The following is a 22,790-nucleotide window of genomic DNA, read 5'->3' on the forward strand; positions in this document are numbered from 1 at the left end:
CGGCTAGAGAGGATTGCCATGCTCGCGTTCAACAACGACTATTCCCACGGTGCTCATCCGGCAGTGCTGCAGGCGCTCGTCGATACCAACATGGAGCCGCAGCCCGGCTACGGTACCGATGCGCACACCGAGCGTGCCAAGCAGCTCATTCGTGAGGCCTGTCAGGTACCCGATGCCGACGTGTTTTTTCTGGTGGGCGGCACACAGGCCAACGCGACGGTGATTGACATGCTGCTTGCGCCCTACGAGGGCGTCGTTGCAGCCGAGACCGGCCACGTTGCCTGCCACGAGGCGGGTGCCATCGAGTTTGGCGGCCACAAGGTGCTTACCATTCCCGGCTACGAGGGCAAGATGCATGCCGAGGATCTCGACAGCTATATCCAGGTGTTTTACGAAAACGAGAGCTACGAGCACACGGTGTTCCCAGGTGCCGTGTACGTGAGCCTATCGACCGAGTACGGCACGCTGTACTCCGCCGCCGAGCTTGCGGCGATTCATGCGGTGTGCCAGAAGCGCCAGATTCCGCTGTTTGTGGATGGCGCCCGTCTGGCCTATGCGCTGGCGGCCGATGAGTGCGACATTACCCTGCCCGAGCTGGCGCAGCTGTGCGACGTGTTCTACATTGGCGGCACCAAGTGCGGCGCGCTTTGCGGCGAGGCCGTGGTGTTTTGCGGCATGCACGCTCCGGCACACCCCATTCCGCGCATTAAGCAGCACGGAGCGCTGCTGGCCAAGGGCCGTCTGACGGGCGTTCAGTTTGAGGCGCTCTTTACCGACGGCCTGTATTTTGAGATTGGCCGCCAGGCGATTGAGACGGCGCAGGCGCTTCGTCGCGTGCTGCATGAGCGCGGCTACCAGTTCTTCTTGGAGACGCCCACCAACCAGCAGTTTGTGATTTTGCCCAACGAGGACATGGCCCGCATTCGCGAGCATGCTTCGATCGAGTACTGGGAAAAGTACGACGAGACCCACACCGTGGTGCGCTTTTGCACCAGCTGGGCCACGACACAGGAGGACATCGACGCGCTGGCGGCTGTCCTGTAGGTTGATGTAATGACGAGGGGCCGCCTTGCGCCTGGGTTTGGCGCAAGGCGGCCTTTGCTTTTGAGAGGGGCTGTATGGCCAAGATGTCCGAGCCGACGATTCGCCTGGCGACGCCCGATGATGCGCCGGCATTGCTTGCCATCTATGAGCCGTATGTGCGCCAGACGGCGATTACCTGCGAATACGAGGTGCCGAGCGTTGAGGAGTTCGCCGGGCGCATCGAGCGCACGCTCAAGCGCTATCCGTATCTGGTGATGGAGCTGGACGGGCGTCCGGTAGGTTATGCCTATGTGAGTCCGCTCAACAGCCGCGAGGCCTATGACTGGTCGGTTGAGACCTCGATCTACCTGGCGCGCGATGTGCGCCACGGCGGGCTGGGCCGCAAGCTGCACGATGCGCTCAAGCAATGCCTGGTCGCGATGGGCATCACCAACATGTGCGCGCTCATTGCCGTGCCGCACGACAATGACGACGAGTATCTGACGCACAACAGTCAGGATTTCCATGCCCATATGGGCTACCGTTTGGTGGGCGCCTTCGATCGCTGCGCCCAAAAGTTCGGCCGCTGGTACGACATGTGCTGGATGGAGCTGGTCCTAGCCGAGCGCACACCCAACCAACCCAAGCCGACCTGGTTCCCCGACCTCCCCAAACCTGCCATTTAGGGACAGGTTTATTTTGGCAGGTTTTATCTGGGCAAACGTTGCAAGCCGCTGCGAAGGATGCGGATACCTTCGCGGCGGCTTTTGTTTTGGGTGTGTATGACCAAGGCGATTGACCTGCGGATGCAGCAAAGCTCCAGATAAAACCGACCAAACTAGACCTGTCCCTTTTTGGCAGGTTTTTGGCTGTCTTGTGGCATCAAATCGCCGCAAGAAGCACGGCGTTCGTATGCTATTTTGACCTGAATCGTCCCCTCGGGACGCCTTGCGAGCTAAGTGAGTAGACTTTTTGGCGCAGGGCGAGCACAAAGCGCATCTGCCTTACTAAAACCGCAGGTCACAGAGATGGCTGTTTTGGGTGTGCTCGGCAGATCGCGAAAAGTCTACTCACTTAGGTTTACGGTGCTGGATATTCTGGACAGGAACAGTTGAGCTTGGACGGCGTGCGTTGCCAGGCGATGCTGGCATTTGCGCCATGCTGGTTTGAGATTTTATAAAAACCGCAGGTAAAACGTATATTAGGTGCATTTTGCCTGGTTTGGCGCGCTAGCCGATGGGCTCGGTGTATTTGGCGCGGTCGGTGCGTTGGATGCGCTTGGAGATGTGCAGCGGGCGGCCGTCGGTGTCGTAGACGTAGTCGGTGATCAGGATCAGCGCCTGCCCGCGCTCGACGTTGAGCAAAAACGCCTCGTTTTGCGAGGCATAGCACACCTCAAAGGTCTTGTGCCCCTGTGCCGGCGCGCGATGGAATTCTTGGCGCAGCGTGGCGTAGAGCGAACCGTTGATATCGCGGTCGATGAGTGCCTCGAAGCTTGGCGGCAGATAGGTGGTCTCCAGGCACAGCGGCGCATCGTCCAGATAACGCAGACGGACAAGTTTGACGAGCTTGCTGCCCACGGCGGCGTCAAAGAACTTAGCTATGCTGCCGGCCGCCTTGGCAAAGCCCGAGTCCACGGTGCGCGTGGTGGGCTTCATGCCCTGGCCTTCGACCTGCTTGGTATAGCTCGAAAACATCAGGTTGTTCTCGTGGAGCGCGGGCGTGTCGGCCACAAAGGCGCCACGCCCGCGCTCGGTGCGCACCAGGCCCTCATCAACGAGCACCTTAAGGGCGTGGCGCACGGTGCTGCGCGACAGACCCGATTCGTCCATGAGTTCCATCTCGGACGGCAGCTTGTCTTCGCGTGCGTAGGTGCCGGCGGCGATGCGGTCACGCAGCGTACCCGCCAGACGCTCGTATTGGGCCAAGTTCTTTTTTGACGAAGTGCTCATGCGAATAACCTGTATCTAACTTATATGCTTACTGAACCAAGCATGTATCCAACATGACAACAAAACCGCTGGTAATGGATTGTCGAAAACTTTACCAGCAAAATTTCTAAGACAAATATAGCATACAACTAGTCGACATAACCAAAACATGTATGTAACTTGTATGCCATCGAGAGCATCAAACGAGAAGAAAGGCTGATGCACGATGACTACTCAGGAACAGGTTAAGGACGTCGTCTCCCAGGTTTTGGCTGACAAGGCGGACAAGGGCGGCATCAAGCGCGTCGTGTGGATCGGCGCTGGCGGATCCAACGGCGGCAACTATCCTGCCCAGTACTTTATGGAGCACGAGGCCACGCAGGTCGTGAGCTCCAGCTACACCAGCAACGAGTTCGTGCACGCCACCCCGGCCTACGTCAACGAGAACACCCTGGCCGTCGTCGTGTCCATGCGCGGCACCAAAGAGACCATCGTCGCCGCCCAGGTCGCCAAGGATCACGGCGCCAGCACCATCGCCATCTATGTCGACGAGTCCGGCCTCACCGAAGTCTGCGACTACAAGATCCAGTATGACAGCCTGGCCGTCGATGAGTCCTGCATGGGCCGCACCAACTCCGCCGTCGTGACCATGATCGCCATGGAGCTTACGCAGCAGACCGAGGGCTATGCCGAGTACGAGACCGCTATGGCCGCCTTCGACCTGGTCGATCCCATCTATCGCAAGGCCGTCGAGTACACCCGTCCGCTCGCTGCCAAGTGGGCCGAGCAGAACGCCGACAAGCCCTGCATCAACGTCATGGCTCAGGGTCCGCTCTTTGGCGCCGCCTATGTCTTTAGCATCTGCAACGTGCAGGAGATGCTGCAGATCGACTCCTGCACCATCAACACCTGCGACTTCTTTCACGGCCCCTTCGAGATCCTGGACAAGCGCACCTCGCTGTTCCAGCTCATCAGCGTCGGCCGCAGCCGCTGCAACGACGAGCGCGGCATCCGCTTTGTCAACCAGTACGGTGGCGAGCGCGTCTATCAGCTCGACGCCAAGGAGCTCGGCCTCAACGACATCAAGGACAGCGTGAGCGAGTACTTCAACCACCTGATCTTTGCCCCGATCCTCAACAACGTGTACATGCGTGCACTCTCTGCCGTTACCCACAAGGACTACATGACGCGCCGCTACATGTGGAAGCTGGACTACTAGTTACGCCGTTCTACCGAACGGCGTAACGGCTCGACGCTGCGCGCCCGGCATTTGGCCAATCTGCCGTTCAATTTCAAAGGCGCGACCAGAAGGTCAGCGCCTTTTCATTTCACGGCACCTTGGCTCAAATGACGGGCGCTCGCTGACGTTGCCAAAACGTCGGCGTCGTCGTGTTTGTTAAGGGGTTGGTGCATTGGGGCCAGGTTCATATGCACCAAGTTGGTGCATATGAACCTGGCCTCTTTGCACTAATGGGTTGTAGCGGAAAAGCAGATTTTCCCGTCTGCCGATTTGTGCCTTGAAAAATGTATATAACGACTATAACGTAGTGTGAAACATATTGGAAACAATACCGAGGAGGCTGCGTTGAAGAAAAGCAATCTGGGCTATGTGCTGGTGCTGATCGCCGCGCTTATGTGGGGCAGCATCGGAATCTTTGTAAACGGCATCTCGGCCATGGGCGTTACGTCCCAGAGTATGGCTGCCTTTCGCTTGTTGTCGGGTGCCGTCTTAATGGCTCCGGTCTTGGCATTCATGGGTTGCCAGGGAGGTGCTCGTGAGGGAAAGGCATCGGGTCCCCTGGCACTGTTCAAGGCAAGCCCTAAAGAGCTTGTTCCCTGCGCGCTTGTCGGTATCGTCGGTTTGGCCGCCGCCAACACCTGCTATTACGAGTGCATGGGCGAGGTGGGCATGTCCACGGCCTCGGTGCTGCTCTACACCTCGCCGGTGTTTGGCGTCATGCTTGGCCGCGTGCTTTATCGCGAGGACGTGACCCCCAACAAGCTCGTTGCCATTGTCTTTAACATCGTTGGCTGCGTGCTTGCAGTGACCAATGGCGACCTTTCCGGTTTTCATTTTTCGGTTTGGGGCGTCACGTCGGGCGTGATTGCAGGCCTTTGTGGTGCGTCGCTCGCGGTGTTTAGCCGAATAGCAACCAAGACGGTCCACCCGCTGGCTGTCACGTTTTGGGGCTTTGTTTTTGGCGGTGCGGTTATGGCGGCTATCGCGGCTCCGTGGCCGGATGTCGCCGCGGCAATGTCGCCACAGCTGCTGCTGCTGTTCCTTGGCTTTGGACTCATCCCCACAGCCGTGGCTTACATCTTATATATGCAGGGCCTGTCCATGGGGCTCGAGACGTCGAAAGTTCCCGTCGTAATGTCATTCGAGACAGTCGTCACCGTACTGCTGGGCATTGGTGTCTACGCCGAGCCCGCCGGTGCGATCAAAGTCCTGGGCATCGTGCTGGTGCTCGCGTCTATCCTGATTATGAACACCGACTTCTCCAAGCTGCGCAACAGCGTCATTGCCAAACGTATTGTCGAGAGCATGACCTTTAAGCCCAACGCGTGGTGGACCGAAAAATCTCAGGACATGGATCTGTTTAAGGAACGCACCGGCATCGCGCTGGAGCCCACCGTGCAGGAAAGCCCCTGGTACTTCGTGCGATAAGGGATTGCGCACGGCGTCCGACCTGGGATTATCCAGCCAGCGCCGGCCTACCCAGCCCCAACGTTTCAAGTACGTTAAACCCGTCAACGGTCGATTTTCACCCGCGAACGGTCTTTATACTAATTAGCAATATAAGCAACGTATAAGACGTTATAATGACCATAACGAAAAGGAGGAGGCAAGATGAATCAGATCATTCTCGCATCTCATGGCGGCCTGGCCGCAGGCGCCAAAGACACGCTCGAGATGGTTCTCGGCGACGTGTCGAACGTCCACGTCGTGTCGCTTGCTCGTGACGACAAGGAGCCCATCACCAATAAGGTGGACGCCATGATCGCCACGTTCAACGCGGACGACACCGTCTATGTGCTGACCGATATGCTCGGCAGCTCGGTCAACAACAGCATGGTCGAGCTTTCCAAGAACGGCACGAAGTTCACGGTTGTCAGCGGTTTCAACATCCCGCTGGCGCTCACGCTCGCTATGAGCCCCGTCCCCGTCAAGGGCGCCGAGCTCGCGGCCCTCATCAACGAGGCCCGCACCGGTCTGACCAACCCCAACGCACCGGTCGAGGTCGCCGCGGCTCCCGCCAAGAAGGCCAAGGCGTCCCGTCACAGCTCCGGTCCCGCCAAGATTGTCCTCGCGCGTCTTGACTACCGTCTGCTGCACGGCCAGGTCGTCTTTACCTGGACCACCAAGGTCCAGGCCGAGCGCATCATCGTCGTCGACAACGCTGCCGCCAACGATGACATCAAGAAGGGCGCTCTCAAGCTTGCCAAGCCCCAGGGCGTGCGCCTGAACGTCTTTACCGTCGAGCGTGCCCTCGCCAAGATGGACAAGCTCAACACCCTCGGCGAGCGCGTCATGTTCGTCTTTGGCAACACGGCCGAGATGCTGCAGTTCTGCCAGGGCTACAAGCTCGACGCCATCAACCTGGGCGCCACCGCCAACCACGACGGTGCCGATCAGATCGGCGGCAAGGACAGCTCCGTCTTCTTCGACGCCACCCAGAAGGCCGACGTCAACCAGCTGCTCGACATGGGCATCAAGCTCTACGTCCAGCAGACCCCCACGTATCAGAGCGTCGACATCGACGCCAAGCTGTAATCAACCAGGCTTTTGCCTGACTGAAAGGAGAAGGGTATGAATACGTTCATCAGTGCGGTGCTCGTCGGCCTCGTCGGCGTGTTCTGCATGTGGGACTCCCGCCTGCTCGGTCGTCTTAACTTCGAGCAGCCCCTCGTTGGCGCTACGCTCGTCGGTCTGCTGCTGGGCGATGTGCCCACCGGCCTTGCCGTCGGTGCCGCCGTCGAGCTCGTGTCCATGGGCCTGGTGCAGGTCGGCGCCGCCGTTCCGCCCGATATGGTCCTGGGCGGCATCGTGGCCGCTGCCTTTGCGTGCCTGACCGATGCTTCCGCCGAGACCGCCATGACGATCGCCATCCCGGTCGCCGTCCTGGGTCAGCTCCTCGGCATCGTGTTCCGTTCCATCATCGCCGCCCTCACCCATGTGGCAGATAGCGCGATCGATAACGGAAAGTTCAAGACCGCCTATCGCATGCACATCTGCGCCGGCTCCGGTCTATACGCCGTCATGTACTTCCTGCCGATCTTCCTCGCCGTCTTTGTTGGCACCGACCTGGTTCAGGCCATCGTCAACATGGTTCCCGAGTGGCTGTCCACTGGTCTTAACGTTTCGACCAAGATCATGACCGCCTACGGCTTGGCCCTGCTGCTCACCATGATGATCAAGAAGGGTATGACTCCGTTCCTGTTCATCGGTTTCCTGCTCGCCGCTTACCTCAACCTGTCCGTCATCGCGGTCGCTCTGATCGGTGTGTGCCTGGCTGTCGTCTTCATGGGCTTCAAGTTCAACGGTTCCCATGCAGCCGCCGGTGTCGATTCCGACTACGATCCGCTCGAAGACGACGAAGACTAAGGAGGAACACACTATGGCAACCGCAACCAAGGACGTGTCCCTGAACAAGAAGGTCAGCCAGTTCTTCTGGCGCTCCTGGGCCATCCAGGCCTCTTGGAACTACGAGCGTCAGATGAACATGGGCTTCCTCTACGGCATGGTTCCCACGCTCGATCGCCTCTATCCGGACGAGTCCGACCCCAAGCAGCTCGCTGCTAAGAAAGAGGCTTACCACCGTCACATGGCGTTCTACAACTGCACCCCGCAGACGAGCGCTTTCATCCTAGGCCTCGCCGCCTCCATGGAGGAAGAGTACGCCAAGGATCCCGAGAACTTCGACCCCGATTCGATCAACGCGGTCAAGACCTCCCTTATGGGTCCGCTTTCCGGCATCGGTGACTCCTTCTTCCAGGGCACCATCCGCGTTATCGCCTTTGGCCTGGGTGTTCAGCTGGCTCAGCAGGGCTCCATCATGGGCCCGATCCTGGCCATGCTCATCTCCATCGTGCCCTCCGTGCTGATCACTTGGTTCGCAGCCAAGATCGGCTATCAGGGCGGCCACGAGTACCTGAGCAAGCTCCAGGGCGGCGACCTCATGGAGAAGCTCATGTATGTCTGCGGTATCGTGGGTCTTATGTCCGTGGGCGGCATGATCGCTACGCTGATCGGCGCCACCACCCCGCTGCAGTTCGCTGAGGGCACCGTCGTGATCCAGGACATCCTGGACGGCATGATGCCCCAGATGATTTCCCTTGGCCTCACTGGCCTTATGTACTGGCTCATCAAGAAGAACGTCAACACCGGTTGGCTTCTCGTGATCGCCATCGTGGGCGGCATCGCCCTCTCCGCGGCCGGCATCCTGGCGTAGTCGCGACCAAGCGCCTAATCGCTTTCCCCCGGGGGCCTGCCTGGCATCCCATACCCCAGGCAGGCTTCCATCCCTAAATGTGTCAAAGGGACAGTTCCTTTGACACATCCTCAACGGGCCGGCGACTCGGTCCAAATCACGGTAACCCTGCGAGCGCCCGGCAATGTGGCGCCGCAAAAATCGAAAGGAATGTGTCAGATGTACGAGATCGACCTTAACCTCCCTAAGCAGATCGTCGCTGACGTCCTGTCCAACCACGAGATCCACAGCGTCGCCTTCGTCGGCTGCGGCGCTTCCATGTCCGACCTTTACCCCGCCAAGTACTTCCTGGCCAACAACACGGACAAGCTGAACGTTCAGATCTTCACCGCTAACGAGTTCAACTACGACACGCCTTCCTGGGTCAACGAGCACACCTTCGTGATCACCTGCTCCCTCGGTGGCTCCACGCCCGAGACCGTCGAGGCCAACAAGACCGCCAAGAAGCACAACTGCCCGGTCGTCTCCCTCACCAACAAGGCTGGCTCCGCTCTGACCGTCGACGCCGACCACGTCATCGTTCACGGCTTCCACGCCAACTACGCTGCCAAGTGCGAGAAGCCCGGCTACGCCATCGCTCTTGCTCTCGAGATCCTTCAGCAGACCGAGGGCTATGACCACTACGAGGACATGATCACCGGCCTCACCAACGTCTTCGATCTCTGCGAGAACGCCGCTCAGCACTGCAAGAAGCTCGCCAAGAAGTTCGCCGAGGACTTCAAGAACGACAAGATGATCTACTTCATGGCCTCCGGTGCCTCCGAGAAGATGGCTTACTCTCACGCCGCCTTCCTGTTCACCGAGATGCAGTGGATCGACGCCGCCGCCTACAACACCGGCGAGTACTTCCACGGCCCGTTCGAGGTTTCCACCGAGGGTAAGCCCTACGTCTTCTTCATGTCCGATGGCGCTACCCGTCCGATGGACGCCCGCGCCCTCACCTTCCTTGAGCGCATGGGCGCCAAGGTCGCTCTGATCGACTCCAAGGACTACGGCCTGGCTGACGCCGTGCCCGCGAGCGTCATCACCTACTTCAACCCGCTGCTGCACCTCGCCGTTATGCGCGAGTACGGCAACCAGATCGCCGAGGCCCGTCAGCACCCGCTGACCATGCGTCGCTACATGTGGAAGCTTTCCTACTAATCACAAGTAAGTAGACCTTACGGGTTGATTGAGAGGGGATGGGGTTTGCGCCCCGTCCCCTTTTTGCTTTGGGGGCGTGTCTGTCGCGTCGCAAAACACCAGATAAAACCTACCAAAATAAACCTGTCCCTTTTTGGCAGGTGGGAGGAGATGCGTATGATCAAGGCAGTGCTGTTTGATATGGACGGCGTGCTGGTCGATACCGAGTGGTTCTACAACCGTCGCCGCGTGGCGTTTATGGAGGAAAAGGGGTTCCACTTTGACGAGATCCCCGATCTTTCGGGGTCTAACGAGCCTGCCATCTGGAAGTCGCTGGTGCCCGACGATGTTGAGCTGCGCGAGCGCTTGCGCGTTGAGTACAAGCAGGTCTACAGCCCGGTTCACCCTGTTCCGTATGCCGAGCTGCTCAACGAGCAGACGGAGCCGGTGATGCGCGAGCTGCACGAGCGCGGCGTCAAGTGTGCCATCGCGAGCTCGTCCTATCGCGAGCTCATTGACGAGCTGGTGGAGATTGCCGGTATCGCCGATGTGCTGGATTACACCATCAGCGGTCACGAGTGCAGTGCGTTTAAGCCCGACCCCGAGATCTACCTGCGTGTCATGGAGGCGCTGGATGTTGAGCCGTTCGAGTGCCTGGTTATCGAGGACTCGCCGTTGGGCATCGAGGCCGGCAAGCGCTCCGGCGCCCGCGTCCTGGCGCTGCGCCCGCACGAGGGCGTCAACCTGGATCAGTCCGCCGCTGATGCCATCATCGATAGCCTCGCCGACATTCTGACCGCTTTATAGCGTCAATTCGCTACGAGAAGTACCGATTCACGCGTCTTTTGCGGCAGATCGGCTCATTTTGGCTTCGATTTGATCCGTTTGGCTCCGATTCAGACTAAGTGAGTAGACTTTTCAGCTCAGGCAGAGCACAAAGCGAATCTGCCTTAGTAAAACTGCAGGTCACAGAGGTGGCTGTTTTGGGTGTGCTCGACAGGTCGCGAATAGTCTACTCACTTGGAATTTGGGCTCTTTGGTTGGGGAGATGCTGGCTCGTTTTGGTTGTCGAGAGCGGGTGAATTGAAGCGCCCTTTCGCGCTCCATGCTACAATCGCCGACATGCCCCACAACTACATCTGCCTCCGAAAGGAGCCTACGTGGCGAACGCCATCGATCAGCTCACGGACCGCGTGCTCGTGCTCGGCCGCCTTACCATTGTCCGCCGCGCCATCACTGCTGTGGCGGTCACAATTTCCGCCGTTCTCCAGACATTCCTGATCCAGGCGTTCATTCGCCCCGCCGACCTGCTTCCGAGCGGTCTCACCGGCGTCGCGGTCCTGCTCGATCGCGTTACCTCGCTCGGCGGCGTTCATATCGACATCTCGCTCGGCATGCTCGCGCTCAACATCCCCGTGGCGCTTCTGTGTTGGAGCGGCATCAGCAGGCGCTTCGTCATCTTCTCGATGATGCAGGTCGTGCTTTCGTCGCTGTTTCTCAATATCTTTCACTTCGCCCCGTTTTTGGGCGACAAGATCATGCTCATCATTTTTGGCGGCGTGGTCTCGGGTCTGGGCGCTGCCATTGCGCTTAAGTCCGGCGCATCCACCGGCGGTACCGACTTTATCGCGCTGTGGGTTTCCAACCACACGGGCAAGACCATCTGGGGCGTCATCTTTGGCTTTAACTGTTTTATCCTGGCGATCTTTGGCTTTATGTTTGGCTGGGACAATGCGGCGTATTCTATCGTGTTCCAGTTTATTTCGACCAAGACCATCGACAGCTTCTACCGTCGCTACGACCGCGTGACGCTGCAGATCACGACGCGCAAGGCCGACGAGGTCATGAACGCCTATATCGACCATTTTCAGCACGGCATCAGCTGCGCCGAGGTCGTTGGCGGATACAGCCGCGAAAAGATGTACCTGCTGCACACCGTTGTCTCGACCTACGAGAGCCAGGACATCATCAAGTTGGTGTGCGACATTGATCCCGGCGCCGTGATCAATGTGTTCCACACGCTTAACTTTGTGGGCGGCTGGTGGGGCGGCCATGTCGACGAGCCCATGCCCACGGCCGTTCCCGATCCCGACAAGCCCGCGCGCATGGCCAGCAGGCAGGCCCGTCTGCACGATCAGGAAAGCTTGCAGCAGGACGACGGCAAGTAAAGATTTGCTGTATGCGGTGTATCGTTTTATCAAACTAAGGTAACATATAAAAAGACGTTATATACGTATTAGTTATTTCGATATTTTGATAAGAGTGATCAGATATGCCAGCGCCCAAAAATGCACCGCTTTACCAGCAGATTTACGACGAGATCAAGGACGCGATTGAGAAAGGTGTTTATGCACCAAAGGAGCGCATTCCATCTGAGCTTGAGCTTGCCGAACAGTATGAGGTGAGCCGCATTACGGTGCGTCGCGCCGTCGAGGAGCTGTGCTCCGATGGCTACCTGGTTAAGCAGCAGGGCCGCGGCACCTTTGTCTCCACGCCGCACATCAACCGCCAGTTCCACGCTTCGACGCTGCAGACGTTCACCGAGCTTTGCGCCGATAACGGCATGAAGGCGGGCGCGCATGTGATCGATCGCCAGATTGTGCCGGCACGTCAAAACGAGATGGAGTTCTTTGGCCTGCAGAAGGACGCGCTGCTGCTGCACATCAAGCGCGTACGTACAGCCGACGGCGAGCCCATCTTTGAGGAGAACATCTTTGTGCCGTTTGATGCATACCGCGAGCTGTTGACGGCCGATCTTGAGGACAAGTCGATTTTTGCCGAGGTCGAGCGTGTTAGCGGAACGCCGATTGTCTCGGTTGGCTACCGCACGGTCGAGGCCGTTCGCGCCAACGCCGAACAGGCCGCCGAGCTGGGCATTGCCCCGCACGACCCGCTGCTCAACCTGCGCGCCGGCTTTATCGGCCCCAATGGCGAGCCGGTCCTGATGGGTAAGCAGTACTACGTGGGCAGCCGCTACGTCATGGTGATGTAAGTTACGCGGTTTTACCAAACCGCGCAACGGCTCGACGCTGCAAGCTCGCCAGAGCGGCAATCTGCCTTTCAACTTCGGCGGCATGATCAGAAGATCAATGCCGCCTTGTTTCAAGGCACCTTGCTCGCTCTGACGGGCTTTCGCTGTCTGCGCCAAAACATCGGCGTTGCCGTGGTAGTCATTGGGGACGTTCTTAAACGACTAGTCATTCAAGAACGTCCCCAATGACTACCCGCAGAATGAGCGTGGCTGACAGCCGTACGGCAGCGGTCCGCGTGGCGGCGTATAATCGGCGGCAGATGACTTGGACGTTAGGAAACCATGACCGATAGCATGCAGCAGATGGCGCTCGACACGCTCAGCGCCTATTTTGGCTACACCTCGTTTCGCCCGGGGCAGGACCGCATGGTCGATGCGATCCTTGCCGGCCGCGATGCGCTCGGCGTTATGCCCACAGGTGCCGGCAAGTCCATTTGCTACCAGGTGCCTGCGCTCATGCTGCCCGGCATCACCTTTGTGGTGAGTCCGCTGCTGTCGCTTATGGAGGACCAGACCCGCGCACTGCTCGCGGCGGGCGCGCGCCCCAGCTATCTCAACTCCAGCCTTACGCCGGCTCAGCAAAATACCGTGCTCAAGCGGGCGCGCGAGGGTCGCTACCAGCTTATGTATGTGGCACCTGAGCGCCTGCTCGAGCCGCGTTTTCTGGCCTTTGCGCAGGAAGCTGCGGCCGAAGGCGGCATCGGCGTTCCGCTCGTGGCCATTGACGAGGCCCACTGCGTGAGCCAATGGGGTCAGGATTTCCGCCCCGCCTACCTGCAGATTCGCGAGTTTATCGATTCCCTGCCGCAGCGCCCCATCGTGGCGGCCTTTACCGCTACAGCGACTGAGCGCGTGCGTGCGGACATTCAGCAGATGCTCGGCCTGCAAAACCCGGCGACGGTGGTGACGGGCTTCGATCGCAAGAACCTCTACTTTGGCTGCGAGGAGATGGGCGACAAGGCTAAGACCGCGTGGGTGCGCGACTATGTGATCGCGCATTCGAGCGAGAGCGGCATCGTGTATTGCTCGACCCGCAAGACCGTCGATGCGCTGGCAGGAGAGCTTGCCGAGGCTCTGGGCCCCAGCGGCATTCGCGTGGGCCGCTACCATGCCGGCATGGGCAACGACGCCCGTCGTCAGAGCCAGCGTGCCTTTATCGACGACGACATTCAGGTGATGGTCGCCACCAACGCCTTTGGCATGGGTATCGACAAGCCCAACGTGCGCTACGTCATCCATAACAACGTGCCCGAGAGCATCGAGGCTTACTATCAGGAGGCGGGCCGCGCCGGCCGCGATGGCGATCCGGCCAGCTGCCATTTGCTGTGGAACGGCAACGATTTTCGCATGCGCCGCTTTTTGATCGACCGCGGCGATGCGGCCGACGAGACGCTCGACGACGAGCAGCGCGCGTGGGCGCTCCAGAACCGATATCGTCTGCTCAGCCAGATGGAGGGCTACTGCAATACCACCGGCTGCCTGCGCGAATACATGCTGCGCTACTTTGGCGACGAGGCCGCGGCCGAGCATGCTGCTGCGGCTGGTGCGGGCGCCACCGCCACGGACGAAGCCGAGGGCTGCGGCAACTGCAGCAACTGCCTCACGCAGTTCGAGGTCGAGGACGTCACCGATATGGCCCGCGCCACCGTGCGCTATGTGGCCACGCGCCCCATGCGCTTTGGCAAGTCACTCATCGCCGACGTGCTCCACGGCGGCAATACCGAGCGCATTCGCCAGATGCATCTGGACGAGGACCGCGGCTACGGTGAGCTGTCGAGCGAATCGGTCGGGCGCATTAAGAACATCATCGGTCAGCTGTGCGGCCGCGGTTATCTGGCCACCTCACAGGGACAGTACCCGGTCGTGGGACTGGGTCCGCGTGCCGGCGAGGTCGAGGACGAGGCGTTTGCCTTTACCGTTAAGCGTCGCGCGTCCAAGCGCAAGGCCTCGGCCCGCGCCCGCCGTGCGGTGGATCTGCTGCGCGAGGAGGCCGAGCTGGATCAGCGCCCGCGCGTGGGCGATGATGCCGAGCTGTTCGAGCGCCTGCGCGCCCTGCGCAAGGAAATCTCGACCGAGCTGGAGATGGCGCCGTATATGGTCTTCTCCGACAAGGCCCTGCGCGGCCTGTGCCGCCTGCGTCCGCAGACGCGCGACGAGCTTATCCAGGTCAACGGCATCGGCGAGAAAAAGGCCGACGCCTTTGGCGAGCAGTTTATGGCGGCGATTGAAGAGTTTGAGTCCGAGCATGCGCGGGATGGAGCGTAACGATGGCAACCGACGATAAAACCGACCGCGCTGGCGTATCCGCCGTACCACTGTACCAGCAGGTCATGGACGACCTGAAGGGCGAGATCGCGCGCGGCGTGTATGCGGCCGGCTCGCGCATTCCTTCCGAGATGGAGCTCGCGAAGTCTTACGGCGTGGGGCGCATCACCGTGCGCCGCGCCATCGAGGAGCTGTCGCGCGCGGGGTATCTCAACCGCCAGCAGGGGAGGGGCACCTTTGTGTGCGCCCCCAAGCTCAAGCGTAAGATTCGCCAGAAAGGCGACGTCCAGAGCTTTACCGAGGGCTGCGCCGCCAACGACATGGTTGCCGGAGCGCGCCTGGTGTCGCGCACGGTGGTCGCGGCGACGCGCGAGGACGCGGCGTTCTTTGGCGTGGAGCCCGGCTGCGAGCTCATCGTAGTCGAGCGCGTGCGCACGGCAGATGGCGTGCCCGTCATGCTCGAGAACAACTCTTTTGTGCTGGCCGACCATCCCTACCTGCAGACGCTTGCCGACGAGGACCTTGCCGATAACTCGATCTTTGCACTCGTTGCCGAGCATTCGGGCCGCGCGCCGCTCAAGTCCGACCCCTGCACCGTGGAGATTGCGCTTGCCGATGCTCAGGCGGCCCCGCTGCTGGAGGTGCCGGTCGGCGAGCCGCTCTTCTATATGGAGGCGTACTTTACCGATGCAGACGGGCGGCCCCTGCTGCTCGGGCGCCAAAAGATCGTGGGCTCGCGCTACGTGTTCGACATCTAACGTCCATAGATAGAACAACATAGAACAAATCTGCTGAAACGACTTCACCTGTGACAGCTCGCATGCTATAAATAGAACAACATAGAACGATCGCAGGTACGAGCTGTCGTCGTTCGAAACCGCCACACAAGGAGGGACATCACCATGAACGCACACGATCTGGTTCAGGAAATTATCGAGCGCAAGGGCAAGATTGAGAACGTCTTTTGGATTGCCTGCGGCGGTTCGATGATCGACCTCATGCCGGCTAACGAACTGCTCAAGCGCGAGGCGACCACGTTTACCTCGACGGTCTACACCGCGCGCGAGTTTTGCCTGATGGCCCCCAAGAGCCTGGGGCCGAAGTCGCTCGTCGTCGCCTGCAGCCACAGTGGCAACACGCAGGAGGTCATCGACGGTTGCGAGATGGCGTTGACTGCCGGCGCCGAGGTCGTGACCATGACCGACTATGCGGGCTCCAAGATCGACAGCGGCAAGTGGACAACCTGGGTCTATCCGTGGGGCAAGGGCGAGTCGCAGGCCGAGGTCCCGCAGGGCATCGGTGTTCTGATGGCTGCCGAGCTGCTCGACCAGCAGGAGGGCTACGAGGCGCTCGCCGACATGTACGCCGGCCTTAAGCAGATGGATGCGCTGCTGCCCGCCGCCCGCGAGAAGGTCAACGCCGAGCTGGGCGCCCGCTTTGCCGAGCTCTGCCAGCAGCACAAGTTCTTCTATATCCTGGGGTCCGGCCCCAACTTTAGCCAGACCTACGCCATGGCCATCTGCTCGCTCATGGAGATGCAGTGGCAGCACTGCTGCTACATCCACTCTGGCGAGTACTTCCACGGTCCCTTCGAGGCCACCGAGCCCGGCGTGTTCTACTTTGTGCAGCTTGGCGCGGGCGAGTGCCGCCCCATGGAGGAGCGCGCGCTCGCGTTTCTCAACACGCACACCGATACGATTATGGTGCTCGACGCCCTCGAGTACGGCGTGGGCGAGGTGCCCGCCAGCGTGCGTTCGTTCCTGGAGCCGATCTTCTTCTACAACATGAGCTGCGAGCTGCGCGCCGCCCGCGGCAAGGTGTTTGACCACAGCCCCGAGGTTCGTCGCTACATGGGCATCGAGCAGTACTAGGCACCGGGAATTATCTTTTTTGACGGGGTCTGTGCTGCGCGCGGACCCCGTTTTGCATTGTGGCGGCCGGATTCGTGTCTGCGCGAAAACGAAGTCGAATACTTTTCCGCGAAGTGAACGACCTGTTTTGGACCCCCGAAGCATCCACACTTTTTGACGCCAAAACTGCAGGAAAAACTCGGCGAAACCGCAGGAAACGGCGTCTGAAAAGTGTCGATGCTTCGGGGGCTCGTTTTTGCTCGTTCACTTCGCGGAAAAGTATTAGACCTAAATCTGCAGGCATGCTGTTGGGGTCAATAAAAAGCGGGCCGCGCCGATGGGTTTCCGGCGCGGCCCGCTTTACATGGCGTCCGTATGAGCGAGGTGTCGCGTCAAGCGGCGGCCTACTTTGCGTCGTAGGCCTCGGCATCCCACCAGTCGAGCTGGGCGATGTTGTCGCGGATGTGCTGGCAGCTCTTGTGGAAGCCCTCGAGCTCGTGCTCGGAAAGGTCGAGCGTGTAGACCTCCTCGACGCCCTCGGCGCCGATCACGCACGGCAGGGAGGTGAAGATGCCCTCCTCGCCATACTGGCCGGTCATGAGCGTGGAGGCGGAAAGCACGGCGTGCTCGTTGTGCAGCACGGCGGCGCAGACGCGCGCGGCGGAGTTGGCGACGGCGTACTCGGTGCACTGCTTGCCCTGGTAGGTCACATAGCCGCCCTTGCGCGCGAGCTCCTCGATCTCCATGTGGTCGAAGGCGTACCTGTCGGGGTTTTCGGCCTGAAGCTCGTTAAGGCTCTTGCCGGCGATGGTCGCGGACTTAAAGGCGGCCAGCTGGCTAAAGCCGTGCTCGCCGATCATGTAGGCGTCGATGGACTTGGGGCTCACGCCGACCTTCTTGGAGATCTCGGTGCGCAGGCGGGCGGAGTCCAGGCCGCAGCCCGAGCCGATGATCTTCTTGGGATCGTAGCCGGTCAGGTGCCACAGCTCGGTGCACACGACGTCGCAGGGGTTGGAGATGCTCACAAAGATGCCGTCAAAGCCGGCGTCGACGATGCGCTTGGCAAAGGTGCGGGCAGCGTCGGTGGTAAAGAACAGCTCGCCGTCGCGGTTGCCGGCGGCCAGCGCGACCTTGCCGGCGGCGTTGACGATGACGTCGCAGCAAGCCAGCTCCTCGTAGTGGTCGTAGCAGTTGACGATTTTGGTGTTATACGGGACAAACGAAAGGGAGTCGCGCAGGTCCTGGACTTCGGACGTCACCTTGGCCTCGTTGATATCGCACAGGTACAGCTCATCGGCAATGCCCTGCATAAGCAGGCTGTTGGCGACATGTGCTCCTACGTGGCCCTGGCCGACCACACCGATCTTACGCGTCTGGTACATATATGTATCCTTTCGGCCGAGTTTTTCGCGTCGAACCATTGTAGCGTCCTGCTACCACTTTGCTAGACTAAAGCGCCGTAGATTTTTTGGGACATACCTTAATCTCTATTTTTGGAGTGATTTGGACCGCTGACGGCATCGCTGAGCGATGTGCTCGCGCGGATGTGCCCGCTCGTTGTACCATAGCTGCAACTGACTCGTAAGGAGCATCCATGCCCATTCGCATCCCCGACGCCCTCCCTGCCGCCGCGCAGCTCGAGAGCGAGAACATCTTTGTCATGACCGAGTACCGCGCGCTGCACCAGGACATCCGCCCGCTGCGCGTGCTCATCCTCAACCTCATGCCCACCAAGATCGCCACCGAGACGCAAATCATGCGCAAGCTCTCCAACACGCCGCTGCAGGTGGAGGTGGACCTGCTGCGCACCAAGACGCACGAGGCCACGCACGTAAGCGCCGGCCACCTGGAGACGTTCTACCGCACGTTCGACGACATCCGCGACATCCACTACGACGGCCTGATCATCACGGGCGCGCCGGTGGAGCAGATGCCGTTCGAGGAGGTCGACTACTGGCCCGAGCTCTGCCAGATCATGGATTGGTCTACCACGCACGTGCACTCCACGCTGCACATTTGCTGGGGCGCGCAGGCGGGCCTGTATCACCACTACGGTATTCAGAAGTACGACCTGCCGGCTAAGGCGAGCGGCGTCTTTGAGCATTATCTGGTGAAGCCGCAGAGCCCGCTGGTCCGCGGCTTTGACGACCGTTTCTATGCCGTGCATTCGCGCAACACCGATGTGCGCCGCGAGGACGTGGAGGCCGAGCCGCAGCTTGAGGTCGTGGCCGTGTCCGACGAGGTGGGCCTGTACATCGTCAAGTCGACCGACAGCCGCCGCTTCTTTGTATTTGGCCACCCCGAGTACGATACCGACACGTTGCGCCTGGAGTACGAGCGCGACGTGAAGCGCGGGCTCAGCCCCCAGGTGCCGGCGCATTACTTCCCAAACGACGACCCCACGGCCGAGCCGCGCAACGTCTGGCGCAGCCAGGCTCAGTTGCTCTATACCAACTGGCTCAACTACTACGTCTACCAGACCACGCCCTACGACCTGGCCCGCGCCGGCGAGGAGCACTAGACTGCGCTCGTGTAATGAGGCCTGCCAGCGGTTAGGCGCTGATGATGTTGGGTAGCGGCAGGTCGTGGGCATCGGTGGGGACGTGGTCGACGCGCTGTTCGTCAAAGGCGATGCCGACGATTTGGCATGCGGGCGAGAGCATGGGCAGGTAACGGTCGTAGCAGCCTCCGCCGTAGCCCAGGCGCGAGCCGGCGCGGTCGAAAGCTACGAGCGGCACGACGATCATGTCGAGAGTTTCGTCAGACACGATGGGGAAACGGCCGCTGTCGATGTCCGTGGCCGCGAAGGCCCGCGTGGGGCGGGCGATAAACGGGGCCGCGGGCGCATCGCCGACGGCGACGGCCCTCATACACATGCGCTGGCCGCACGCAGCGGCTTCGGCTGATGAGAGCATGCAGGGGTACGCGACGCGGCAGCCGCGCCGCTCGGCATAGCTGGCAAATGCGGAAGGATCGGGCTCGGATCCTATTGCCGCATACGTTGCCACGGTTACCGGGCCGCCTTGATGGCTGTCGAGCAGCCGGTCGAGTTTTGCCGCGAGCTGGGAGGATATCGAGGCCGACTTTTGCTCACGGAGAGCCTGCGGGATGTCGTCGCGCCGGGCAAGCGCTTTGACGCGGGCGGCTTGTTTGTGTTGCGCAACGTTAAGCATGCATTCCTCCAAAGCAGCTGTTCGGTTGCTACAAAGTCTATCCCTTCCGTCGCGAGGGCAAACGGGTCAACCGCCGGCCCTTAGGTCGGCCAGCAATCCGGTGGTTAGCCACCGCCAACTGTTGCATGTGCGCAACTATGGTCGAGATGTGCATAACGCGAGTTACCATGGCCTACCTTCCCACTTGCGGGGTAGATTGAACCCCAGTTCAGCAGCACAACGCAAAAAGACGCGCCTTCGGGGTTGCCGTACGGTGACTTTGCATCCTCGTCTACTCAAAGAATGTTAGTCTGAACTAATTACCGTTCTATCCACACGTCCGAAAGGATCATTCATGGTCAGCATTTCCAAGACTCACTCCCTGCTCGTTGCCGCCGGCGCCGTCCTGGGCGTCGTTGTTCCCAAGGCCCTCGCGTCCGACACCGCCAAGCGTGCCGCTGTGGCTACCGTTGCCGCCGGCATGCGCGTCAAGGCCGGCTACCAGGATATCGTCGAGCAGGCCAAGGCCCAGGTCGACGACATCGTTGCCGAGGCCGAGTACCTCAACAACCCCGTTGACGTGGAGGTCGTCGAGGGCGGCAAGGCCGAGTAGACCTCGCGCCCAACGCTTGTCTCAACGACTCTAAGCAGCTGCGATCGCCCCCAAGCGACGCAGCTGCTGCTCTTTTGGGCACACGTTTGACGCCCCATACCAAGAGAGGCCTTCACGCATGAACTACACCATCCAACACGAGGTCCCCGGCCGCGTGCGCGTTAAGCTCGCCGGTCGCGTGCCCGAGGCGGACATCGACGCCCTCACGCGCGCCCTCCGCCAACATCCCGTCATCCAAAAGGCGACGGTCTATCCGCGCACGGGCTCGCTCGCCGTCGCGTTTGACCCTGCCGCCCGCGCCCAGGCGCTCGCCGCCATCGCCGCTATCGACCGCACGGCCGTGGACGAGGCCCGTCGCGACTGCACCGTCGCGCTTGCGCCGCGCACCAACAGTCTGCTCATGGATATCGCCACGCTCCTCGGCGGACATTTAGCCCGCCGCTGGTTCCTGCCGGCGCCGCTCTCCACGATCTATACCGTCTGGAGCTATCGCGGCTTTCTCAGGGCCGCGCTCGCATCTCTTGCCGGCGCGCGCCTCGACGTGCCCGTGCTCGACGCCGCGGCCATCGGCATCTCCTTCCTCAAGCGTGACTGGCGCACCGCTGCCAGCACGATGCTGCTGCTCAACCTGGGTGAGCTCCTCGAGGACTACACCCGTGCGCAGTCGCAAAACCAGCTCATCTACTCGCTGCTCGATGTGCCCGACTACGCGCAGCTCATCCCCTGCGGCGATGCCACGGTGCGCGGGGCAGAGGAGCGCCGCGTCCAGGCATCGAGCCTTGTCGCCGGCGACCTCATCGTGGTGCGCACCGGCATGCCCATCCCCGTCGACGGTACCGTCGAATGGGGCTGCGCCATGGTCAACCAGTCCACGCTCACCGGCGAGCCGCTGGCTATCGAGCGCAGCGTGGGCGACGACGTCTTTGCCGGCACGGCCGTGGAGGACGGCGAGGCCTACGTGCGCGTGCGCGCTGCCGCGACCGATACCAAGCTGCGCTCGATCGTGAGCCTGGTCGAGCAGTCCGAGGCCTTAAAGGCCGAGTCGCTCAGCCGCCGTGAGCATATGGCCGACGCCTTTGTGCCGTGGAACTTCCTGCTCGCCGCGGGCGTCTACTTCAAGACCCGCAGCCTGGTGCGCACGAGTGCCGCGCTCATGGTCGACTACTCCTGCGCGCTCAAGCTCACGGGCGCCATCAGCGTGCTCACGGCCATGAGCCAGAGCGCGCGCGAGGGCTTCACCGTCAAGGGCTCCAAGCATTTTGAGGCCTTCGCCACGGCCGACACCATCGTCTTCGACAAGACGGGCACCCTGACTGCCGCTGCCCCACAGGTGGCGGACGTGCTTTCGTTCGATGGCTGGGACCGCACGCAGGTGCTGCGCTTCTCGGCCTGCCTTGAGGAGCACTTTCCGCACCCGGTGGCGCGCGCCGTGGTCAATGCGGCTGCCGAGGCCGGGCTCGAGCACCGCGAGCGTCATGCCGAGGTCGAGTACCTGGTGGCGCATGGTATTGCGAGCTCGCTCGACGACAAGCGCTGCGTGATCGGCTCCGAGCATTTTGTGGTCGAGGACGAGGGCGTCACGATCGCCGACGATGTGCGGGCGCTGATCGAGGAGAAGCTCGACGGCCTCTCGAAGCTCTACCTAGCGGTCGATGGCGTGCTCAAGGGTGCAATCGGCATCCAGGACCCGCTCAAGCCGGGCGCGCCCGAGGCGCTGGCACAGCTCCGCGCGCTGGGCTTTGAGCATATCGTGATGCTCACGGGCGACAACGCCAACGCCGCCGCGCGCATCGCGGGCAAGGCGGGGATCGATGAGTTCCGCGCCGACCTCTTGCCCGAGGACAAGCACACCGTGGTCGAGCAGATGCGCGCGGCCGGGCGCCGCGTGGTCATGGTGGGCGACGGCGTCAACGACTCGCCGGCGCTTTCGGCCGCCAACGTGGGCGTGGCCATGGGCTCGGGTACCGCGATCGCCAAAGAGGTCGCCGACATCACGCTCACCGACGGCGACCTTTCCTCGCTCGTGGTGCTGCGCCGTCTGGCGCTTGGGCTCGAGGAGCGCATGGACGCATCGTTTAGAGAGGTCATCGGCCTCAACTCGCTGCTGTTGGCGGGAGGCGTCGCGGGCCTTATCGCCCCGCAGGTGAGCTCGCTCATCCATAACGGCTCCACGGTCTTCCTCTCGGCGCGAAACGCCCGCGCCTACCAGGTGCGCTAGCCGCGGGAAACCTGCCAAAAAGGGACAGGTTTATTTTGGCAGGTTTTATCTGGGCAAACGCGATAATGACGGCCCAAACCACCACAAAGGGGA

General features: G+C 61.0%; 20 protein-coding genes. 17 read left to right on the forward strand and 3 right to left on the reverse strand.

The features are described from left to right. Positions 1–18: 18 nt before the first annotated feature. Entirely contained in the window at positions 19–1,044 is a 1,026-nt protein-coding gene (locus DW754_RS08635) for a low specificity L-threonine aldolase (RefSeq protein WP_117758486.1), read from the forward strand. Positions 1,045–1,118: 74 nt separating this feature from the next. Continuing rightward, positions 1,119–1,709 carry a GNAT family N-acetyltransferase gene (locus tag DW754_RS08640; RefSeq protein WP_117758487.1) on the forward strand — a complete coding sequence of 197 codons (591 nt, stop codon included), beginning with the start codon at positions 1,119–1,121 and terminating at the stop codon, positions 1,707–1,709. A 543-nt stretch (positions 1,710–2,252) separates the two neighbouring features. On the opposite strand, the gene DW754_RS08645 is transcribed toward DW754_RS08640, so the two are convergent. Continuing rightward, complete coding sequence (locus tag DW754_RS08645; RefSeq protein ID WP_117634403.1) at positions 2,253–2,975, reverse strand: GntR family transcriptional regulator; 723 nt, start codon at positions 2,973–2,975, stop codon at positions 2,253–2,255. Positions 2,976–3,180: 205 nt separating this feature from the next. Between DW754_RS08645 and DW754_RS08650 the strand changes: the two genes are divergently transcribed. The 12 genes from DW754_RS08650 (at position 3,181) to DW754_RS08705 (ending at position 16,735) form a co-directional block, all read left to right on the forward strand. Further along, positions 3,181–4,173, forward strand: a complete 993-nt coding sequence (locus tag DW754_RS08650) for an SIS domain-containing protein (RefSeq protein WP_006235139.1) — start codon at positions 3,181–3,183, stop codon at positions 4,171–4,173. A gap of 366 nt (positions 4,174–4,539) precedes the next feature. Beyond that, the gene (locus DW754_RS08655) at positions 4,540–5,622 is read left to right on the forward strand and encodes a DMT family transporter (RefSeq protein WP_117758488.1); all 1,083 of its coding nucleotides are present in this window, start codon (positions 4,540–4,542) and stop codon (positions 5,620–5,622) included. 183 nt (positions 5,623–5,805) lie between these two features. Next, positions 5,806–6,729: a PTS mannose/fructose/sorbose transporter subunit IIAB gene (locus tag DW754_RS08660; RefSeq protein WP_117758489.1), complete on the forward strand. Its 924-nt coding sequence runs from the start codon at positions 5,806–5,808 to the stop codon at positions 6,727–6,729. 36 nt (positions 6,730–6,765) lie between these two features. After that, positions 6,766–7,560 carry a PTS sugar transporter subunit IIC gene (locus DW754_RS08665; protein ID WP_006235136.1) on the forward strand — a complete coding sequence of 265 codons (795 nt, stop codon included), beginning with the start codon at positions 6,766–6,768 and terminating at the stop codon, positions 7,558–7,560. 13 nt (positions 7,561–7,573) lie between these two features. Then, the gene (locus DW754_RS08670; RefSeq protein WP_117640939.1) at positions 7,574–8,407 is read left to right on the forward strand and encodes a PTS system mannose/fructose/sorbose family transporter subunit IID; all 834 of its coding nucleotides are present in this window, start codon (positions 7,574–7,576) and stop codon (positions 8,405–8,407) included. A 198-nt stretch (positions 8,408–8,605) separates the two neighbouring features. Then, positions 8,606–9,589, forward strand: a complete 984-nt coding sequence (locus tag DW754_RS08675) for an SIS domain-containing protein (RefSeq protein WP_233508845.1) — start codon at positions 8,606–8,608, stop codon at positions 9,587–9,589. Positions 9,590–9,745: 156 nt separating this feature from the next. Further along, positions 9,746–10,375 (forward strand): HAD family phosphatase, encoded by a 630-nt coding sequence (locus DW754_RS08680; RefSeq protein ID WP_158561606.1) that lies wholly within the window; start codon positions 9,746–9,748, stop codon positions 10,373–10,375. A 353-nt stretch (positions 10,376–10,728) separates the two neighbouring features. Then, positions 10,729–11,736, forward strand: coding sequence for a YitT family protein (locus DW754_RS08685; protein WP_117758492.1), 1,008 nt, complete (start codon positions 10,729–10,731; stop codon positions 11,734–11,736). Between the two features lie 104 nt (positions 11,737–11,840). Then, the gene (locus DW754_RS08690; protein WP_117758493.1) at positions 11,841–12,560 is read left to right on the forward strand and encodes a GntR family transcriptional regulator; all 720 of its coding nucleotides are present in this window, start codon (positions 11,841–11,843) and stop codon (positions 12,558–12,560) included. Positions 12,561–12,881: 321 nt separating this feature from the next. Beyond that, positions 12,882–14,864 carry an ATP-dependent DNA helicase RecQ gene (locus tag DW754_RS08695; protein ID WP_117758494.1) on the forward strand — a complete coding sequence of 661 codons (1,983 nt, stop codon included), beginning with the start codon at positions 12,882–12,884 and terminating at the stop codon, positions 14,862–14,864. A 2-nt stretch (positions 14,865–14,866) separates the two neighbouring features. Beyond that, the gene (locus DW754_RS08700) at positions 14,867–15,622 is read left to right on the forward strand and encodes a GntR family transcriptional regulator (RefSeq protein WP_117758495.1); all 756 of its coding nucleotides are present in this window, start codon (positions 14,867–14,869) and stop codon (positions 15,620–15,622) included. A 144-nt stretch (positions 15,623–15,766) separates the two neighbouring features. Then, positions 15,767–16,735: an SIS domain-containing protein gene (locus DW754_RS08705; protein WP_117758496.1), complete on the forward strand. Its 969-nt coding sequence runs from the start codon at positions 15,767–15,769 to the stop codon at positions 16,733–16,735. 383 nt (positions 16,736–17,118) lie between these two features. Here DW754_RS08705 and DW754_RS08710 read toward each other — a convergent pair whose 3' ends face one another. Further along, positions 17,119–18,096, reverse strand: coding sequence for an L-lactate dehydrogenase (locus DW754_RS08710; protein WP_117758497.1), 978 nt, complete (start codon positions 18,094–18,096; stop codon positions 17,119–17,121). Positions 18,097–18,308: 212 nt separating this feature from the next. On the opposite strand from DW754_RS08710, the gene metA reads away from it, so the two are divergent. Beyond that, the gene (gene metA / locus DW754_RS08715) at positions 18,309–19,235 is read left to right on the forward strand and encodes a homoserine O-succinyltransferase (RefSeq protein ID WP_117758498.1); all 927 of its coding nucleotides are present in this window, start codon (positions 18,309–18,311) and stop codon (positions 19,233–19,235) included. A gap of 31 nt (positions 19,236–19,266) precedes the next feature. On the opposite strand, the gene DW754_RS08720 is transcribed toward metA, so the two are convergent. Further along, positions 19,267–19,887: a 5-formyltetrahydrofolate cyclo-ligase gene (locus DW754_RS08720; RefSeq protein WP_117758499.1), complete on the reverse strand. Its 621-nt coding sequence runs from the start codon at positions 19,885–19,887 to the stop codon at positions 19,267–19,269. Positions 19,888–20,221: 334 nt separating this feature from the next. Between DW754_RS08720 and DW754_RS08725 the strand changes: the two genes are divergently transcribed. Together DW754_RS08725 and DW754_RS08730 are read left to right on the forward strand one after the other, a co-directional pair. Then, entirely contained in the window at positions 20,222–20,479 is a 258-nt protein-coding gene (locus DW754_RS08725; protein ID WP_117758500.1) for a DUF6110 family protein, read from the forward strand. A gap of 118 nt (positions 20,480–20,597) precedes the next feature. Further along, the gene (locus DW754_RS08730; protein ID WP_117758501.1) at positions 20,598–22,697 is read left to right on the forward strand and encodes a heavy metal translocating P-type ATPase; all 2,100 of its coding nucleotides are present in this window, start codon (positions 20,598–20,600) and stop codon (positions 22,695–22,697) included. The last annotated feature ends 93 nt before the right edge of the window (positions 22,698–22,790 follow it).

Origin of the sequence: Collinsella sp. AM29-10AC (genome assembly GCF_003469085.1) — a bacterium.
Classification (GTDB): Bacteria; Actinomycetota; Coriobacteriia; order Coriobacteriales; family Coriobacteriaceae; genus Collinsella.